Raw genomic sequence first — 15874 nt, forward strand, 5'->3', positions numbered from 1 at the left:
CCTTCGACCACATGGGTGAAACTCCCACGGAATAGATAATCTATCGCCATATTTTCCCATGACCAAGCTTCTCTCCAAGTTCACTGTCGGCGACACGGTCGTCCGCTTCGATGCCCCCTCAGATGGCAAGGGCGCACCGCAACTCTCGCTTCATCCGAAGGGGCTCGCACCGGTGAAGCACCGCGAACTCCTGCCGCGGGATGTCGAGATCGCGGGCCTGCCGTCAATGTGGCAGTCGATTGGCGCATGGTCGCTCGATGCGCTCGTTCAGCTCAAATGCATGGAGGACATTTATGGTGGAGGCTTTTCCCAAGGCCGCACGATGCGCTCAGGACACTCGACGGCCGTTCTCGAATTCATCGGTCAGAAGGTTCACAGGAAAAACGGCGACACCGCCGTGGTCACCACGCTCAAGCATCCTTCGGGGCTGCTCTGCGAGCATCAGCTCTCCTGGCAGGGAATTGTGCCGGTATTTTCCAGCAGCGTCAGCGTGCGCAACTCCGGCAAAAAACCAGTGACCCTGGAAATGCTCAGTAGTTTCTCGCTCGGCGGCATGACACCTTATGCTCACGACGACGCGCCGAACCGGTTGTTCGTGCATCGCTACCGCTCCACCTGGAGTGCCGAAGGCCGCCCCGACACGCAGGGCATCGAGGACCTGCAACTTGAGCGATCATGGGCCGGCAATGGCATCGCCTGCGAGCGCTTCGGCCAGGTCGGCTCCATGCCGGTTCGCGGTTTTTTTCCCTTCGTCGCGCTCGAGGATCGCGAGGCCGGCGTGCTCTGGGGCGCGCAACTCGCCTCTCCCGGCTCGTGGCAGATGGAAGTCTTCCGCAAGGATGATTTCGTCGCGCTCTCGGGAGGCCAGGCCGACCGCGAGTTCGGGCATTGGTTCAAAACGCTGAAATCGGGCGAAACCTACGACACCCCCGTCGCCACGCTCGGCTGCATCAAGGGTGACATCGATCAACTCGCGCAGCGGCTCAGTTCCGCGCAGGAAGGGGCGCTGGCGGATTTGCCCAAGATCGAGAACGACCTGCCCATCGTGGTGAACGAGTGGTGCACGAGCTGGGGCAATCCGACCCAGGAAAACCTGCTGGCATTGGCCAAGCGTCTCCAAGGAACGCCTGCAAAGTACCTCGTCATCGACGATGGCTGGGCCGAGCGGCCCGGCGGAGGCATCCAGCAGAACGGCGACTGGATCATCAACCGCAAATCCTTTCCCGAGGGCCTCGCCGCAGCCTGCCGGGCAATCCGCGAGCACGATCTCATCCCCGGCATCTGGTTCGAGTTCGAGGTCTGCAATCCGGGATCAAAGGCATTCGATCTCACCGATCACCATCTCCACCGGGATGGTCGGGTGCTTCAGGTCGGCAGCCGCCGCTACTGGGATTTCCGAGACCCTTTCACCTTCGATTACCTCGCAAAAAGAGTGATCCATCTCCTTCGCGACAACGGTCTCGGTTACCTCAAGGTCGATTACAACGACAACATCGGCTTCGGTGTCGATGGGGCCGAGTCGCCCGGAGAGGGACTGCGGCGGCATCTGGAGGGTGTCCGGAAATTCTTCCGCAAACTGCGAGAGGAACTTCCCGATCTCGTCATCGAGAATTGTTCCTCCGGAGGTCACCGCCTCGAACCCTCGATGATGGGCCTCAGCGCGATGGGATCGTTTTCCGATGCGCACGAAAGCCGGGAAATCCCGATCATCGCCGCGAATGTCCAGCGCCTCATCCTCCCGCGCCAGTCGCAGATCTGGGCCGTGCTGCGCAAGAACGACACCGCGCAACGCCTCGCCTACTCGCTCGCCGCCACCTTCCTCGGCCGCATGTGCCTTTCCGGCGATATCCACGACCTTTCCCCCGCGCAGTGGAAACTCACCGTCTCCGCCATGGAGCTCTACCGCCGCGTCTATCCGATCATCCGCGACGGGCACTCCACCTTCCACGGCGAGACCGGCAAAAGCTGGCGTCACCCGCAAGGCTGGCAAGCCGTCCTGCGTACTTCAAAAAACGGCAAGCGCGCCCTGCTCATCGCCCACACCTTCAGCAAAGCATTCCCGAAATCCGTGCAAATCCCGCTCACGGAAAGCAGCTGGAAAATCGAAGAAGCCTGGCCCAAAAAACAAGGGCTCCCGGCAACCCTCAAAGGAAAATCCCTGAAACTCGACCTCCCCGGTGAATTCCGCGCCTGCGTGGTCAGCCTGCGGCGGGGCTGATTGCGGAACGGCGATCACAAATTTGGTTCCTCGCTGTTTCCAGTGGGTGGATGAATGGAAGTATTTACAGGGATGAGGGGGATGAAAGGGATGTTCACCACATCGCGGGAGCGATTCAAGCAAAGGCGGGGATCAGATTATTCACCACGAAGGGGGATCCAAGGGCATTCCAAGTAGGCAGCCATAGGAAGGGGAAAACCGCAGTTTGCAGACGCCCAGGGATTCACTGATTAAATCTTTAATCAGCGTTTCCCTGGGTTCGCATGAGGCAAGGTTGCCGTCAGGGTGTCAGGACAACCATCTGGTGGCAGGTGAACCGGTCCAATTCGAACTCCAGCCTGTCACCGGCGATCTTGAACGGGATCTCCCGGCCCTGCGGCTCCAGAGTCACGCGGCTCACCGGCTTTTTCATCAGCAGCGACACCTTGACATCGCAGCAAGGAGTCAGGTCTTCGATGACTTCCATCATCATCTGTCCCATGTGGGTGGTCTGCAGGGTGCCGCGCTGGACGAGGTTGGCGTGGAGCAGGTGGAGCACATGGCGGTTCTGCGCGGATTGCTCGGTGAGCGTGACGCGGGCCGTGCTCGGGAGGTTCGAGCGCAGGCCGATCGTGTCGCCGAGGAGGCGGCGCAGGCAGGCGAGGAAGAAATGCTTGGTCGCCACCTGTCCCACCTTGCGGTAGGCGAGGCAGAGATCCATCGGCAGCCACATGATGTTTCCGTTTTGCACCCCGCAGGCCAGACCGGTGCCCTGGCGCTTCTGCGGCGCGTGCTGGTGGGAGCAGAAGTGGTTCCAGGCCCGCTCGAAATACGGCTCCACCACTTCCCCCAAGGCCGTTCCGGTGGTCACCTTCAGGCGCGGATACTTGCAATACATGACCATCGGGGATTCCACAAAGGAGGGACGGAGTTCGGGAATCGGCAGGATGTAGTCGAGCGTGAATTCGCTTTCCCCGGCGACCGTCGCACCGACATCGAACAACGGCTTTCCGTCCTCACCGAGAGCGCCGCGGCCGACGATGAGGAGTTTGCCGCCCTTGGCGAGATAGGCGTCGAGCTTCGCCTTGAGAGCCGCATCGATCCGGCCTTCGTCCGCGACCATGATCACCTTGTAGGGGGAGAAATCCATCTCGGCGTCGATCATGTCGAAGAGGACATGCCCCTCGAGCAGGAGGCGGGTGACGCCGACATCGGAGTCTTCGCCTATCTGGTGGAGAGGGTCGAGCGCCTGGGATGAGAGCACGGCCACATCCGCCACATTGCGGGCCCCCTCGCACCAGGGTTCCTTGACCTCGACCTCGGCATAGGCCGCGCCAATGAGGTCGTAGGTGGACTCATCGAGCAGACCGTCGGGGTGAAGTTGGTCGCCGATGGAGCATTTGGCACCGTAAGCCATCATCGCGGCGCACTCGTAGCGCAGGGCGTTCGGATGCTTGAAGCCGCCGAACTCCCCCCAGGTCGTATGGAACTTTCCGGACATTCCGAGGAATTCCATGCCGGTGGCCTGGGCGTATTTGGCACCCATCGGGAAATGGTCGTAGCCCCAGCCCCATGTCGGCAGGCTTTCCAATTCCAGGTGCGTGACATGTTTGAGAAAACGGCGGTCGCCACGGGTCACATTGCCGCTGTTCTGGGTCATGAGCATTGTCGGGCTCACCTCGCGCAGCGCGGCGAGCGTGCGCGTGTAGTAGTTCTGCAGGACGATATCGGCGTGCTTGTTGGCATCCGCCTCCACGAGCGGGTCCAGCCCGTGCTTCACCATGCTCTCCATGCAGTAGGGGCAGTAACAGGGCAGTTTGTGGATGATGTCCAGCCAGAGCCCGTCGGTTTCAGGAAACAATCGGGCGATTTCACGCACCTGATCGCAGACAAAGTCCAGATAGGGCGTGTTGAAGCAGAGTTGATGAAACCCGGCATCTGCGGGCCGTTGGCTCCAACCGAAATAGGTGCCGCTCGAATTGATCGCCCGCCAGTTGGAATGCTCGCGCGCCACGCGGTTGTTGACGCCGACCGTGAGATAGACCTGGGTTTTTATGCCCACCTCGGTGCAGGCATCGAGTTGGGCGCGGGTGAGGTCGAAGCCGTCCGCCAGGTGGGGATGGCGCTTGCCGATCTTGGTGTCGTAATAGCTCCAGCCATGGTGGCAGACGGCGAAGATATTGATGCTGTTCACATGGCCGCGCTTGAGCGTCTCCTGCCAGTGTTTTTTGTCCCACGCGGTCCCTATGCCCGGAATGGCTTCGGAAGTGTGAAAGTCGAGGTGGATTTGTCGGTACGGTATGCTCATGTTTTTTTTGTCGTTTTTATTTCAATGGAATCAGGGACGCCTCGGCAATTGCGATCGGGCAATCCCACAAAGGCAGTTTTGTAAAAGTGGTGTTCTTCTTGTCCGAACTCCACTGATCTTTGGGGAAGCGGTAAACCTTTCCGGAAATCAAATCCACATAGACGGGATCGGTGAAGACAACTCCGGGAACAGTGATGTCCTTGGGAGTCGGTTCAGCCGAGTCGGTGGGAGCGGCGTTGCTTATCCAAGCCGTGACAACCGCGTTATTGGAATCCTTTTTTTGATAGGAGAAGAGACTCACCTCGGGCGAAGGAGTTTTCACACTTTTGGCTGGTTTGAACGAATCGTCAAAAAGCGAAAAGACATTCTGTGCCGCAAGGTAGGAGAGCTTGGGGCGCGCAACCGTCATATCCTCATTCGCGAAAAGCAGGCCCTTTCGATTCATTCCTTTCAGGTCGGACTGGGCGTATTTCAAGTCAACGATGGTGAAAAGATTGAACGGAATATTTCGTCCATTGTGCTGAAGCATCCGGCGGAGATCCCATTTGGCCTGCTTGTTTTCATTCCACTGATACTGGCTCAAAGCCGCAATGGTCTTCGAACTGGGCGCCCCCGTCTCGCCCTGACGGACAGCGACTTTGGGAGCGTGCGTTTTCAGCAATTTCTGGATCCTCCCGATGTTGAAATCGTCTGGATTCGCGGGGTATCCATGCACGGTCACGGCATCTAGCAGATCGGTTTTTCCCAAGACCTTGAGCCAGATCAAAAACTCCGTGGCAAAAGTGTCTTCCCCCGCCATGGCGAGCCCGTAGATTTTGGCCCCCGGTTGCTCCTGCCTGATGATTTCCGCCGTGCGTATGAACAATTTGGCATAGTCCTCGGCCGTGACGGGCGAGCCGATGGTCGGATGCAGGGCATTCAGGTCCGGCTCGTTCCAGATCTCCCACTCCTTAACGCGGTCTTTGTAACGCTGAGCGAGCGCACGGACCCAGTTGTCCCAAGCCGCGAGAGCCTCCGGACTGGTTGGCAAGGAGCCGCCAAGCCCCGTGGTTCCGCCTCCGGGGTAGATGGGATTGCCGTAGGATGTTTCAATCCAAGGCTGGACGCCCTGTTTCAAGGAGTCATCCACGACTTTATCCAGCCACTCCCAAGAGTAGACTCCGGGTTGTGTTTCGCATTTTGCCCAACCACCCTGCAAGCGAATCCCCTTCGCTCCCAGCTTTCCCAAATAGGATTTGTAGTTGTCGTAAACGGCAAAATCCCGATCCAGGGTCTCCCCGCCGATCGACCACATGGAGGAGCCGATTTCGGAGGAGGAACGGGTTTTCATGCTGCCGATGGAAGTGAAGCCCGACTTGGTGGGATCGATGGTTTTCAACTCCACCGGATCGCTTGAGACCTGCTTGGATTCCGCGGCGGTTTCGCTGGCGAATCCCGCAGCGGGTTTCTTGGCAGGTTCACCAGCGGATTTGGCGGCGGGTTCAGCCGAAGTTTCAGCAGCGGGTTCCGTGGAGGTTTCAGCGGCAGGTTCCTTATCGGATTCCTGTGCCAGGACCAACGGGGCGAACGCCATGAGCGCTGCGATGAAGATGCATTTTGTTTTTTTCATGGGGTTATTTTGATGATGTGAACTAGCGGGGAATGATTCCGTAGATTTGGCTGGAGTCGCCGCCGTGCGTCTCTTCGAGCACAAACCGGACTCCGTCGGTTGTTTGATTGACCGGCACGCGCACCTGGCGCTGCGTGTTGCCGGTGATGACGGCGACCGGCTCCCAAGCGGATCCCTGTCGAACCTCGACGCGGAACTGTTTCGGGAGATTTTCCGGGAACGCCTCCTGAACGCCGGGCGCTTTGAGCGCGACGCTGCGTTCCAGATTGCTGTCGAGAATCAACGTGACCTGCTCCACGAGTGCGGGCTTGTCGAAGTGGTATGCCGCATGGTCGCCGGGGGCGGCGCGCCAACTGTGCGGATCATACGCGGCGAGTTCGGCATCGTCTACCTTGCTGAAAGCCGGCTTGTGCATCCAGATGAACGGGTCGGAGGAGACGGGGCGTTGGAAGCCGTCGCGTATCGGTTCCGGGTCGCCCTGGCTGGCTTCCAGACGGGCGCGCCGGGTTGTCTCGCCCACATCAAGCATGACCCCGGGCAGGTAGACATCGTCGGCCAGCAACTGCTGCTGCAACTCGCCGATGCGATCCGAGACGCCGTGCGGCATCAGGCCGTGGCGACAGGCGAGGGCCGCCGCGGTGCCGAGAGCCTGGCCCATGACGCTGCAGGTGCCCATGACACGCGTGCTGCTCATCGCCACATGCGTGCAACTGGCAACGCGTCCGGCAAACATGAGGTTCTCGATGTTCTTTGAATAGAGCGCGCGGTAAGGGATGCCGTACGGGGAGGGCGCCGGATGGTGGATCGTCGGCGGCTGTTGGTGCTTGGAAAACGAATCCGCACCCGCCGGGTGGTGGTCATCCAGCGTCCAGCCGCCGTGGCAAACGACATCCGGAAACAGGCCGCCGGCCTCGACTTCGCGCTGGCTGAGCACATGCGCACCGACATAACGGCGGCTTTCGCGGCGACCGGGCACGAACTGGACTTTCTCAATCGCCCAGTTTTGGGCGCGCTCGCGGTGAACGCAGCTGCCATTCTTGATGTGATCCCAGAGACCCAGGTTGAACTTGAACAATTCGTCACGGAGCAGTTCGCTGTCGTGAATGGCGTGGTGCTCCCCGCCCATCTCGGCCCACCAGGGGCTGACCGCCCAGCGGGCGTGATCCCCCTGCCCCCAGGGCAGGTCGTCGCAGCTCTTGAACTTCCGTGCCCAGTCGAACGGAACGAAGGGCATCGGCTTGTCGTGTTCGCGCGTGTAAAAAATGTAGCTCATGCCCATGGTGCGCGGGTCCGACGCATCCGGGGCGAAGGACTCGTCATACTCGGCGGCGGCCTCGCGGCCCATGCGATGTTCCGCTCCCGTCAGCGGCGCCAGGATCGCGTCGCCGGAGCAATCCGCAAAAATCTTCGCATGCACCACATGCCAGGTCTGCGTGGAGAGTTGCCAACCGGTCACCGTCCGCAGGACCGGTCCGTCCATCGTCGCGTCGAGACACGAGCAATTCAGCAGCAACTCGAGACCCGGTGTGTGCCGCACGGTGTCATACACGACCAGATCCCACATCGAGAGATTGGCCTGCGGATTGCGCACCAGGTTTTTCAGGCGCAGCTCCTCCAGGATCCCGGTCTCTCGTGCATACGGCACACTCCCGATGCGGTCCGCGCCGATAATGTGGACACCGATCTCGCTGGAGGCATTCCCGCCGAGCGCGGGCCGATCCTGCATAAGGACAACCGACGCCCCTCGGCGCGCCGCCGCCACGGCGGCGCACAGGCCGGTCATCCCGCCGCCGACGACACAGAGATCGACGCGGTGCTCGATGGTGCGGAAGGGGCTCTTTTGAATGTTCATTGACATCAGAGATCCCCTCCTCCCGTGTTCATTGTCTGTATTCCGGCCGCAGATTCCGCTACCGGGAACAATTGCATGAACGCTGAGATCTTTGTTCCTTTCATGGCATTACTTGGCGGGGCTTGGTGAGGACTTCAGGACCTCCTGGATCTTGGGAGTGAGCTTTTGAGAGATTTCGATCATGCCTTGGTCTGAAGGATGCAGCAGGTCGTTAGCAAGTCCTGTGAAGCTCAGCAGGTCGGGCCCGTGGACATAGTGGACATTTTTGTGACCACTGGACTCGCAGATTTCCTTGAGAGCCTCGCGGAACGCTTTGGTGTTCTCGGCCTGCTTTCCGCTTTTCGATAAATCCCCTGCGCTCCAGGGAAAGATGCTGATGCAAAAGATGGGGGCCTTCGGATGGCTCTTGGCCAGAGTGTCGATCATGTAGGTAGCGCGCTTGCGAAACTCCTCCACCGTGAAACCGGCAACCATATTCACCGAGATTTCCAGCGTGCAGAGATCCCAGGGTTGCGCCGCGATGTAATCGGCCATTTCTTTTTCGCAAAAGGCCGTGCCACTCGATCCCAGGTTCACCAGATCATACCCCAAGGCTCTTGCGGTGAGGGAATTCCACTGCAAATCCGCCCGGGTTGCCACTTTACCCGATGTGATCGAGGTTCCATAGGTCATCATCACGGGGGCCAGTTCCTCCGGCGTCGGGGGGCGCACATCCCCGTCAATCCCGAGGAGGTTCACATCTGCTCCATCCACGATCACCCGGCAGACATTATTGGCAAAGCGAAGTCTCGGAATGTCTCCCATGTGCTGATAGAGCAGACCATGGCCCGACAGCCCAAGCGGCTTTCCAGTGCCGGTATCCATCCCACCGGAGGAGAAAATATCCCCCCAGTAGATGGTGACAGCCACTGGCTTCGGGGATTGGAAATACAACTTCACATTTTCTTTTTTTTCCCCATCTTTCACGACAAAGCGGATTTCGCAGTGCCGGGCTTTCATCATGAGATCGGCACCGGTCTGCCCTTCGCCGTCAGGATTTTTGCCCTCTGTGAGGTGATCCCTTACGGATTTCGGGACGCGGTAGAGGCGCACGCCCTTGCCATCCTGGTTGGGCTCGAGCCCACCGCAGTTTTGGAATTGCACTTTTTTGACGAAGTCCGGCAAGGGCGCATCTTGCGCGTGGGCAAAGTTTGCCGTGAAAACAACCGCCGCAAGGCTGGCGAGGAGTGTCGATGTTCTGTGGATTTTGTTCATTTTTCAGTTGTTTTTTATTTTATCAGCGAACCTCGGGGGGTCGATGGGATTTTTGGCCGATGCGTGTGTCGCCGCGCGGCTTCGGAATACCGGTCATATCGGGCTTGGCCCAGTCGCGGCACACCAGCGCGTCGAGTTCCGCGCAGATGGCCTGATAGTCCGGATGGTCGATGAGGTTGACATTTTCGTCGGGGTCATTTTCCAGATCGTAGAGCTGATGGAGATCGCCCTCACTGTGAACATATTTCCATCGGTCGCAACGCACCATGCGCTCGGCGGTGCCAAATTCGTAAAACTCGCTGAAAACCGCATCGCGTAGCGGTGAATTGGCACGAAGGACGGGAAGAAGGGATTTGCCGTCCAGCCCGGCCGGTGCCTCAATGCCGCAGGCGTCGCAGAATGTTGGCAGGAGATCGAGGAGGGTGGTGAGTTGATGGCGAATGCTTCCGGGTTCCGTGACGCCGGTAATGCGGCAGATCATGGGCACTCCCACAGCGGTTTCAAAGAAGCACTGCTTCTGCACCATTTGGTGACTGAAGAGGTTCTCGCCGTGGTCGCTGGCATAGACGACGATGGTGTTTTCGTCGAGTCCCTGCTCCTTCAGCGCGTCCAGAATGCGGCCGAGCTGCTCGTCCATGTAGCTCACATTGGCAAAGTAGGCTGCCATGCAATTGCGGATCTCGTCGTCGGTGTAGGTGCCCGGCGTGTTGATCGGGAAGATCGGATTGTCGTAGATGGTGTCCGGCAGGCGGTCGCGGCTGTTGTAGAGATTGCCGGGCAACTCGATGCGGGCCGGATCATACATGTCGTGGAAGCGCTTGGGCGCATACATCTCGTTGTGCGGTTTTTCCAATCCGACCCAAAGAAAAAAGGGCTCTTCCCTGTGCTGCTTCAAAAACTCGATCGAGCGCTCGGCGGTAAGCCGGTCGAGAATGAACTCCTCCTCCAGCTGGATCGGTTCATTTTTCGGATTGTAACCATTCCGCTCCTTGGCATCGGGGTGCGGCTTATAATGCGGTAGGTAGCTGCAATACTCCCAAAACTTCTCCAGCCCGACGGTGCGCTGGTAGTCGCTCTGCATCGGCGTGTAGATCTCTAGGGCACGCTCGTCGAAGCCGATGTCGTTGGTATCGGATTCGCCGGCGGCATGGACCTTGCCGAAGGCGCCGGTGACATAGCCTGCCTCGCGGAAGATGCTCGCCATGGTCGGCAGCCCCATGTCCTCGCCCATGTGCCTGTGGGTGTATGCCCCGCAGTTGTGCACATGCCGGCCGGTGATGAGCGCCGACCGGGAGGGCCCGCAGATAGGCGCCTCGGCGTAGGTGCGCGTGAACCGCGTCCCCGAGGCCGCAAGCCGGTCGAGGTTCGGAGTCTTCACGACGGGATGCCCGTAACAGCCGGCGGCATCCCGCCGGTGCTGGTCGGAAAGGATGAAGAGGATGTTCGGTTTGGATCGGCTCATGAATCGAGAATCGTGCCCGATTACCGGATGGATTGGAGGCTCTCGTCGCGAAAGCCCCCCACCCTGCGCTAGGCTTTGGCGATCTTGACGAGTGGCTTGATGAGTTCGCGGTTGGCCAGCGCGGTGAAGGCCTCGGCGATGTTATCCAATGAAAATGTCTTGCTGGCATCGGTCCAGACTTCGGGTTTCAGGCGCCCGGCGCGGAAATGGGCGAGCACGGCCTCATGGGCTTCCGCCTCATCGTATCCACCCCCGTAGAAGGTGAATGTCTTGCCGGGAGTGAGATGGATTTTACCGGCCTCATCCAAGCCGTAGATCCCGATGGTGCCTCCCTCCTTGAGACAACCCTGACCGGAAGAGACCAGATCGGCCTTGCCAAGGGCATCGATGACGAAATCGAAGCCTTCGGGCGATGCCTCCATGACCTGCGCCCAGGGGTTTTCCGCGCGGTAGTCGACATAGTGGGTGACACCGGCGAGTTTGGCATCGGATTCACGGTTGGCGGCCCCAAGCATGGCGACCCGTGTGGCGCCGAGATTGATGGCGTGCGAGGCGAACGCGAGTCCGTTCCCGCCGGATCCGAGGATGAGAACGGAGCTCTCCTTGCGAACTCCCATGCGTGTCAGATAGCTCAGCGTCTCGCGCCATGTGATGAAAAGCGTCCCGACCGCCGGGGACACATCCTCCGGAAGGACTTGCTGGACCGTTTTATCCTGCCATCCGTCCAGTCCGTCCTCCTTCATGGCGCGCCAATCCGTGGCAATTCCCATCTCGGCAAAACCACCCCACCCGTTTGTCACCCCGCCGGTTGCCGGGCATCCGACGCGGGTGATCACATCCCCCGCCTTGAGATGGCGAACCTTGGCTCCCGTTTCCACGACGCGTCCGACACTCTCGTGTCCCAGGATGAAAGGCATGCTCAACCAATAACAGAAAGGGGGATGACCCTGGACGAGATGGGTGTCCGTGCCCGCGCAGACTGATCCGCAAAGGATCTCGCAGCGGGCTTCGTAATCACCCATCGGGGGTTCGGGCAGATCGAGAACGGCAATTTCCCCGGCTTTTTGAACAACGACGGCTTTCATGTTTTATGCTGTGATTTTTTGGGTTTTGGATTCGGATTCCGTGAGACAATCGATGCCGCGCGTCGGCAACGGCTACGGATCTTGCAGTGATGATTATTTCGTGTCGATAACTTCCTGTTTTCAGGTGATACGGATTTCGCGTTTGTAGCGGAAGAGGCGGCCCTGGCCGGGCTGGAAGTCCAGGGGCATCTTTCGCGGATCGAATCGGCCGTAGGGATTGGGATTGACCCACTGCCCCGAGTCAGGACTCAACTCCTCCACCGCACTGTCCGTGCCGAAGTGGAATGCGGTGTGCGAGGGCTCGAAAGGGGTGCGGTTGACGATGAGGGCGTATTCCCAACCGCTGTCGTCCACAAACTGACCCACCACGACGGCGTCGCCACGGGCAAAGAGATCGCTGGGATTGCCGAGGATGCACTGGTCAAGCGACCGTGTGCCGGTGAGGTTGGGCGGATAGTGGTAGACCCCGATGCTGCGCAGCGTCATCAAGGTAGGCCCCCAGGCCTGCAACACGCGGTTGATCCGGCGGGCGGCCTGCCAATTCTCATTGGGCGTCCAATCCGGCGGATCGATCATCATGTTGTTGTAGGAGTAGGTGAAGTATTGGATGCCGCGCGCGCCGTAAGCCAGGTTCACCATCACCTGAAAGAGCATTTCGCCGTCGCGTGTCTCCCGCGAATACTGGTAAGTGCCGTAGTTGCACATCCAGAGAGGCACCTGCCAGCTTCGGGAATACTGGCGCAGCACATCGAGCATCTCGAAGAACTGAACCGCAAGGCGGGCCTTGTGGCGGGGATAGTAGTAGGGATTGCTGTCGCGGTTGGCCAACCACTCCTCCTCGGAGACAATGCTGAAGGGGTAGTAATCCGAGCTGACGAATTCCGGGGCGCAGGTCTCCCCGAAGTGATCCCACATCTCCTCGTAACTGCAGTAACCGGACCAGCTCATGTTGGTGGTCCAGTGGTTGCAGTAGCAGAGATGTTCCGGATCATGCTCGCGGAAAAAAGCGAAGGCCTTGGCGATATCCTCCATCAGGTTGATCTTCGGTTCGTCCGAGATGTAATAGCCCAGCAGCGCGGGATGGTGCCGCACCTCTTCGATGACCGCCTTCATCCGCGCCTTCCAATCGTCGGTGACCTCGCCCTCCCCGACCCGCATGCCGGGGCAGCCCATGATGATCCGCACTCCGGCGGCCTGCGCGATGTCGAGTTGCCCGAGCATCCTGCCGGGCGAAAGTTCCGAGAGCGAGGCGTTGAAACCGCCTGCGGCCAGATCCCCCATGGTCTTCGGCGTGATCTGGTCGCCGCCCGGCCCGATCCAGGCCAGAACCAGAAAATCGGCCGGCAGCGTGTCCGGTACCGACCGGCCTGCCGCTTGCGGTTTCTGAACACTGGTGTTTTTCTTTCGCATCCTGATTGAAGTTTTAGCCAAGCCCTATGGCTGGCCTTTGACGATCTTTTCGAGCACGGCAATGAATGCCTTGTCAGGCTCCGGCTGCGCCTGCTCGGCGGCCAGCGCGGCCTTGGCGGCCTCAAGGACGCGCGGCTCCTTCCACCAGAGGCCGTGCTGGTAGACATATCTCGGGTGAAGAGCGGTTGCCGCACCCCGGCGCATCTTGGCATCGTTCAGCAACGGGAGGAGATACGCCAGCACCGCATCCTTGGCCGGCACCCCGGCATTTGTGCGCCACCCGAGAAGACCGGCGGCCTGGAAGCGTTGCTCATCCGGAAGTGTTGCGTCGTTCATGATCGCAAGCAGCGCCTCGTCGGCATTTTTTCCCGGAGTGTCGAACAGGATGTCGATTCCCACACGGGCGTCGGCAGGAGTCTTCTTGATATGCTCGACCAGCGCGCTCACGGCGGCCGGACCGCCACGGCGCATGGCACCGCTCACAGGAGCCGTCCATGGGCCATATTGTGGAACATACTTCGGCAGGCGGGTGAACTGACCCACATGCGCCGCGACACTCTCCGGCGTGGTCAGGGAGTCGAGAGCGAGCATCGGCACAAGATTGCCCTTGGCCGCCAACAGCTTGTCGATCGAGGCGGCATCAGGCTTGCCCTCGCACACCTGTTTGGCGGCGAAGAAGCGCATCGGTTCCGCGGCTGCGGGATCGAGGGCGACCGCAAGCAACTGCTCCGGCGTCATGCCGTCGAGTTCCTTCGGCGGCCCGGCTTGCAGCATCGTGCTCACGGCGACAGCCCTTTCAATGAACTCCTCCCCGCCCCCGCATAGTATGATGTCGCCATTCCTTGCCTGTTCCACCCAGCGCCAGAAATCCTTGAGCGCTCCGCCGCCAATCGTGGTGAGGCATTTGAAGGCATCGGGCCAGGTCGCCTTGACCACCGGTGGTGTGCCGTCAAGCGGTCCGCTCAGACCGTCGAAGGGAGCGTTGACCGTGTATTGGATCAGCGGCGTGTGTTCGATCGTGAACAGCACATCGGGATGCCGCCTGAGCACCTCGGCCCACACATCCTCGTTGAGCAGCGCGTGATACCACTTCGGAGTGCCGTCGGCATTCTTCGGCCAGGCGGCCTTCTCCTCATCGGTCTTGGGCCAGAACCCCGCCCCGTCGTTGGTGTCCACATAGAACAGGTTGCAACCCCACCGTTTCTTCGCGTATTCCACCTTCTCGCTGAGGATGTCCGCCGGGGGTCGCTTGGGATGCGGGTAATCGTGGAAATACGAAAATTTGCTCTTCAGATTCTGCTGATCGGAAAAAGCGGCGTCCTTTTCCTCCTTGACCGCGATCACCGAGGGCCGCAGGCAGACGCCCACCTTGAACCCGGCGTCGCGAAATTTCTTGAAAAACTCGTCCGCGACAGCATCCGCCTCGGGGCACATGGATTCGACCATGTGCGGGTCGCCCGCATACTTGAGGTAAGGCGGCACATCACCCTCGATGTTCCAGACGATCATCCCCTGGGCGTTGATCTTCTTCATCTGGGCGATCAACCGGTCGGCGTGATCAAGCATCAGTTTGCGAATCTCCTCGGCGCGTGGGCCGACCGCTGGCTTCTTCAACTCCAGACCCTCCGGTTCATGGAACGGGAATTTGTCTCCAATCATGGTGGCGACGATCGGCCGCCGATCATCCCACTTGAAGAGCATCGGGTGAGCCTTGGCGTAGCCTTGGAGCGCCTCCTTGGCCGGGGCGAGCGGATCGCTGGCATTGCCGAAGCGCAGCCAGACCGTGTAGGTGTCGCTTCCGCCTGGAGCGATCGGGCGCGAGGCATAGCGGTCGTGATAGAGCAGGCGGTCGCCGCCGACGCTCAGGGTCAGCCACCAGGTCTCACCCTTTTCGGCGCGCTCCTCTTCGAGTTGGCGGAGCGCCAGATCCATGGCCACCGGATCATTCACCGCGTAGCCGGTAAGTTTCTTTTTGGCCGCATCCTTGCGGTTCCAAGGCTCGACCCATGTGTCGGTCTCCCAGCTCAGTTTCAGTTGCCGCTTGGTCTCGGGAGTCGTCGCCACAACGGCCCGCGAGTCCTTGCCGCGACCATCGGAGTAACCTGCCTGCCCCACCAGTGGCAGGGCGACCGGGCCGCTCAGCGTGTCGCCTTTTGCAGCGGGTGCAGCCTGACCAAAAAAGACCGCTTCGGTGGTGGTCGCCGGACCGGTGTTGCCCGGCATCTTCAGGGTGAAGAGCCGTTGATCGAATTGGGCGAGTGTCTTGGGTGAGGTATTCCGCACCGTCACCTCGATATTCACCCCTTCGGGAACCACTTGATAGGTCCGGACGACCTCACCCCAGGCGAATGTCTGGGTCAATTGCCGCTTGGCCGCATCATACGAGGTGCTCTGCAGTTTGAGATCGGCCTTGTCCACCGGGTAGGTCTTGTCATCAGCCCCCCAGATCGACAGCTTGGCTTCCGGATCGCGGAAGCGAACGGTAGGGTCGAGCGACTTGGTGGGCTGGCTGATCACCTGGCCGTCGAGTGTGATGGAGAGTTCCCCCTTGTCGGTGAAATCGATCTTCACATCGGGTGCCGTCGGCTTGGCGGCCGGTTCCGCCGCGACCAGCGTTGCGACCCCCGCCAGCAGGGTCAGGGCAAGCCCAAGCAGGCGGGATTTCAGTTTCAGGGGTTTTGTGTCCATGGTGTGCTT

At 60.1% G+C, this 15874-nt stretch carries 9 protein-coding genes; 1 reads left to right on the forward strand and 8 read right to left on the reverse strand.

Going from position 1 to position 15874, the window contains the following annotated elements; translation table 11 throughout:
• Nucleotides 1-58: 58 nt before the first annotated feature.
• A complete protein-coding gene (locus K8R57_04560; protein ID MCE9587567.1) occupies nucleotides 59-2218 on the forward strand; it encodes an alpha-galactosidase in 2160 nt (719 codons plus the stop codon).
• 280 nt (nucleotides 2219-2498) lie between these two features.
• On the opposite strand, the gene K8R57_04565 is transcribed toward K8R57_04560, so the two are convergent.
• From K8R57_04565 to K8R57_04600, 8 genes are all read right to left on the reverse strand, one after another.
• On the reverse strand, nucleotides 2499-4505 hold the full coding sequence (locus K8R57_04565) for a beta-galactosidase (GenBank protein MCE9587568.1): 2007 nt from the start codon (nucleotides 4503-4505) through the stop codon (nucleotides 2499-2501).
• Between the two features lie 16 nt (nucleotides 4506-4521).
• Nucleotides 4522-6114 carry a hypothetical protein gene (locus K8R57_04570; protein ID MCE9587569.1) on the reverse strand — a complete coding sequence of 531 codons (1593 nt, stop codon included), beginning with the start codon at nucleotides 6112-6114 and terminating at the stop codon, nucleotides 4522-4524.
• 22 nt (nucleotides 6115-6136) lie between these two features.
• On the reverse strand, nucleotides 6137-7966 hold the full coding sequence (locus K8R57_04575) for an FAD-dependent oxidoreductase (GenBank protein MCE9587570.1): 1830 nt from the start codon (nucleotides 7964-7966) through the stop codon (nucleotides 6137-6139).
• Nucleotides 7967-8074: 108 nt separating this feature from the next.
• Nucleotides 8075-9220: a hypothetical protein gene (locus tag K8R57_04580; protein ID MCE9587571.1), complete on the reverse strand. Its 1146-nt coding sequence runs from the start codon at nucleotides 9218-9220 to the stop codon at nucleotides 8075-8077.
• Nucleotides 9221-9242: 22 nt separating this feature from the next.
• On the reverse strand, nucleotides 9243-10682 hold the full coding sequence (locus K8R57_04585; GenBank protein ID MCE9587572.1) for a sulfatase-like hydrolase/transferase: 1440 nt from the start codon (nucleotides 10680-10682) through the stop codon (nucleotides 9243-9245).
• Between the two features lie 68 nt (nucleotides 10683-10750).
• Nucleotides 10751-11767: a zinc-binding dehydrogenase gene (locus K8R57_04590; GenBank protein ID MCE9587573.1), complete on the reverse strand. Its 1017-nt coding sequence runs from the start codon at nucleotides 11765-11767 to the stop codon at nucleotides 10751-10753.
• Between the two features lie 120 nt (nucleotides 11768-11887).
• Nucleotides 11888-13177, reverse strand: a complete 1290-nt coding sequence (locus K8R57_04595) for a hypothetical protein (protein ID MCE9587574.1) — start codon at nucleotides 13175-13177, stop codon at nucleotides 11888-11890.
• Between the two features lie 24 nt (nucleotides 13178-13201).
• Complete coding sequence (locus K8R57_04600; GenBank protein ID MCE9587575.1) at nucleotides 13202-15865, reverse strand: hypothetical protein; 2664 nt, start codon at nucleotides 15863-15865, stop codon at nucleotides 13202-13204.
• Nucleotides 15866-15874: the final 9 nt, after the last annotated feature.

Source organism: Verrucomicrobiota bacterium (genome assembly GCA_021413925.1).
Taxonomy (GTDB): Bacteria; Verrucomicrobiota; Verrucomicrobiia; order Chthoniobacterales; family UBA6821; genus UBA6821.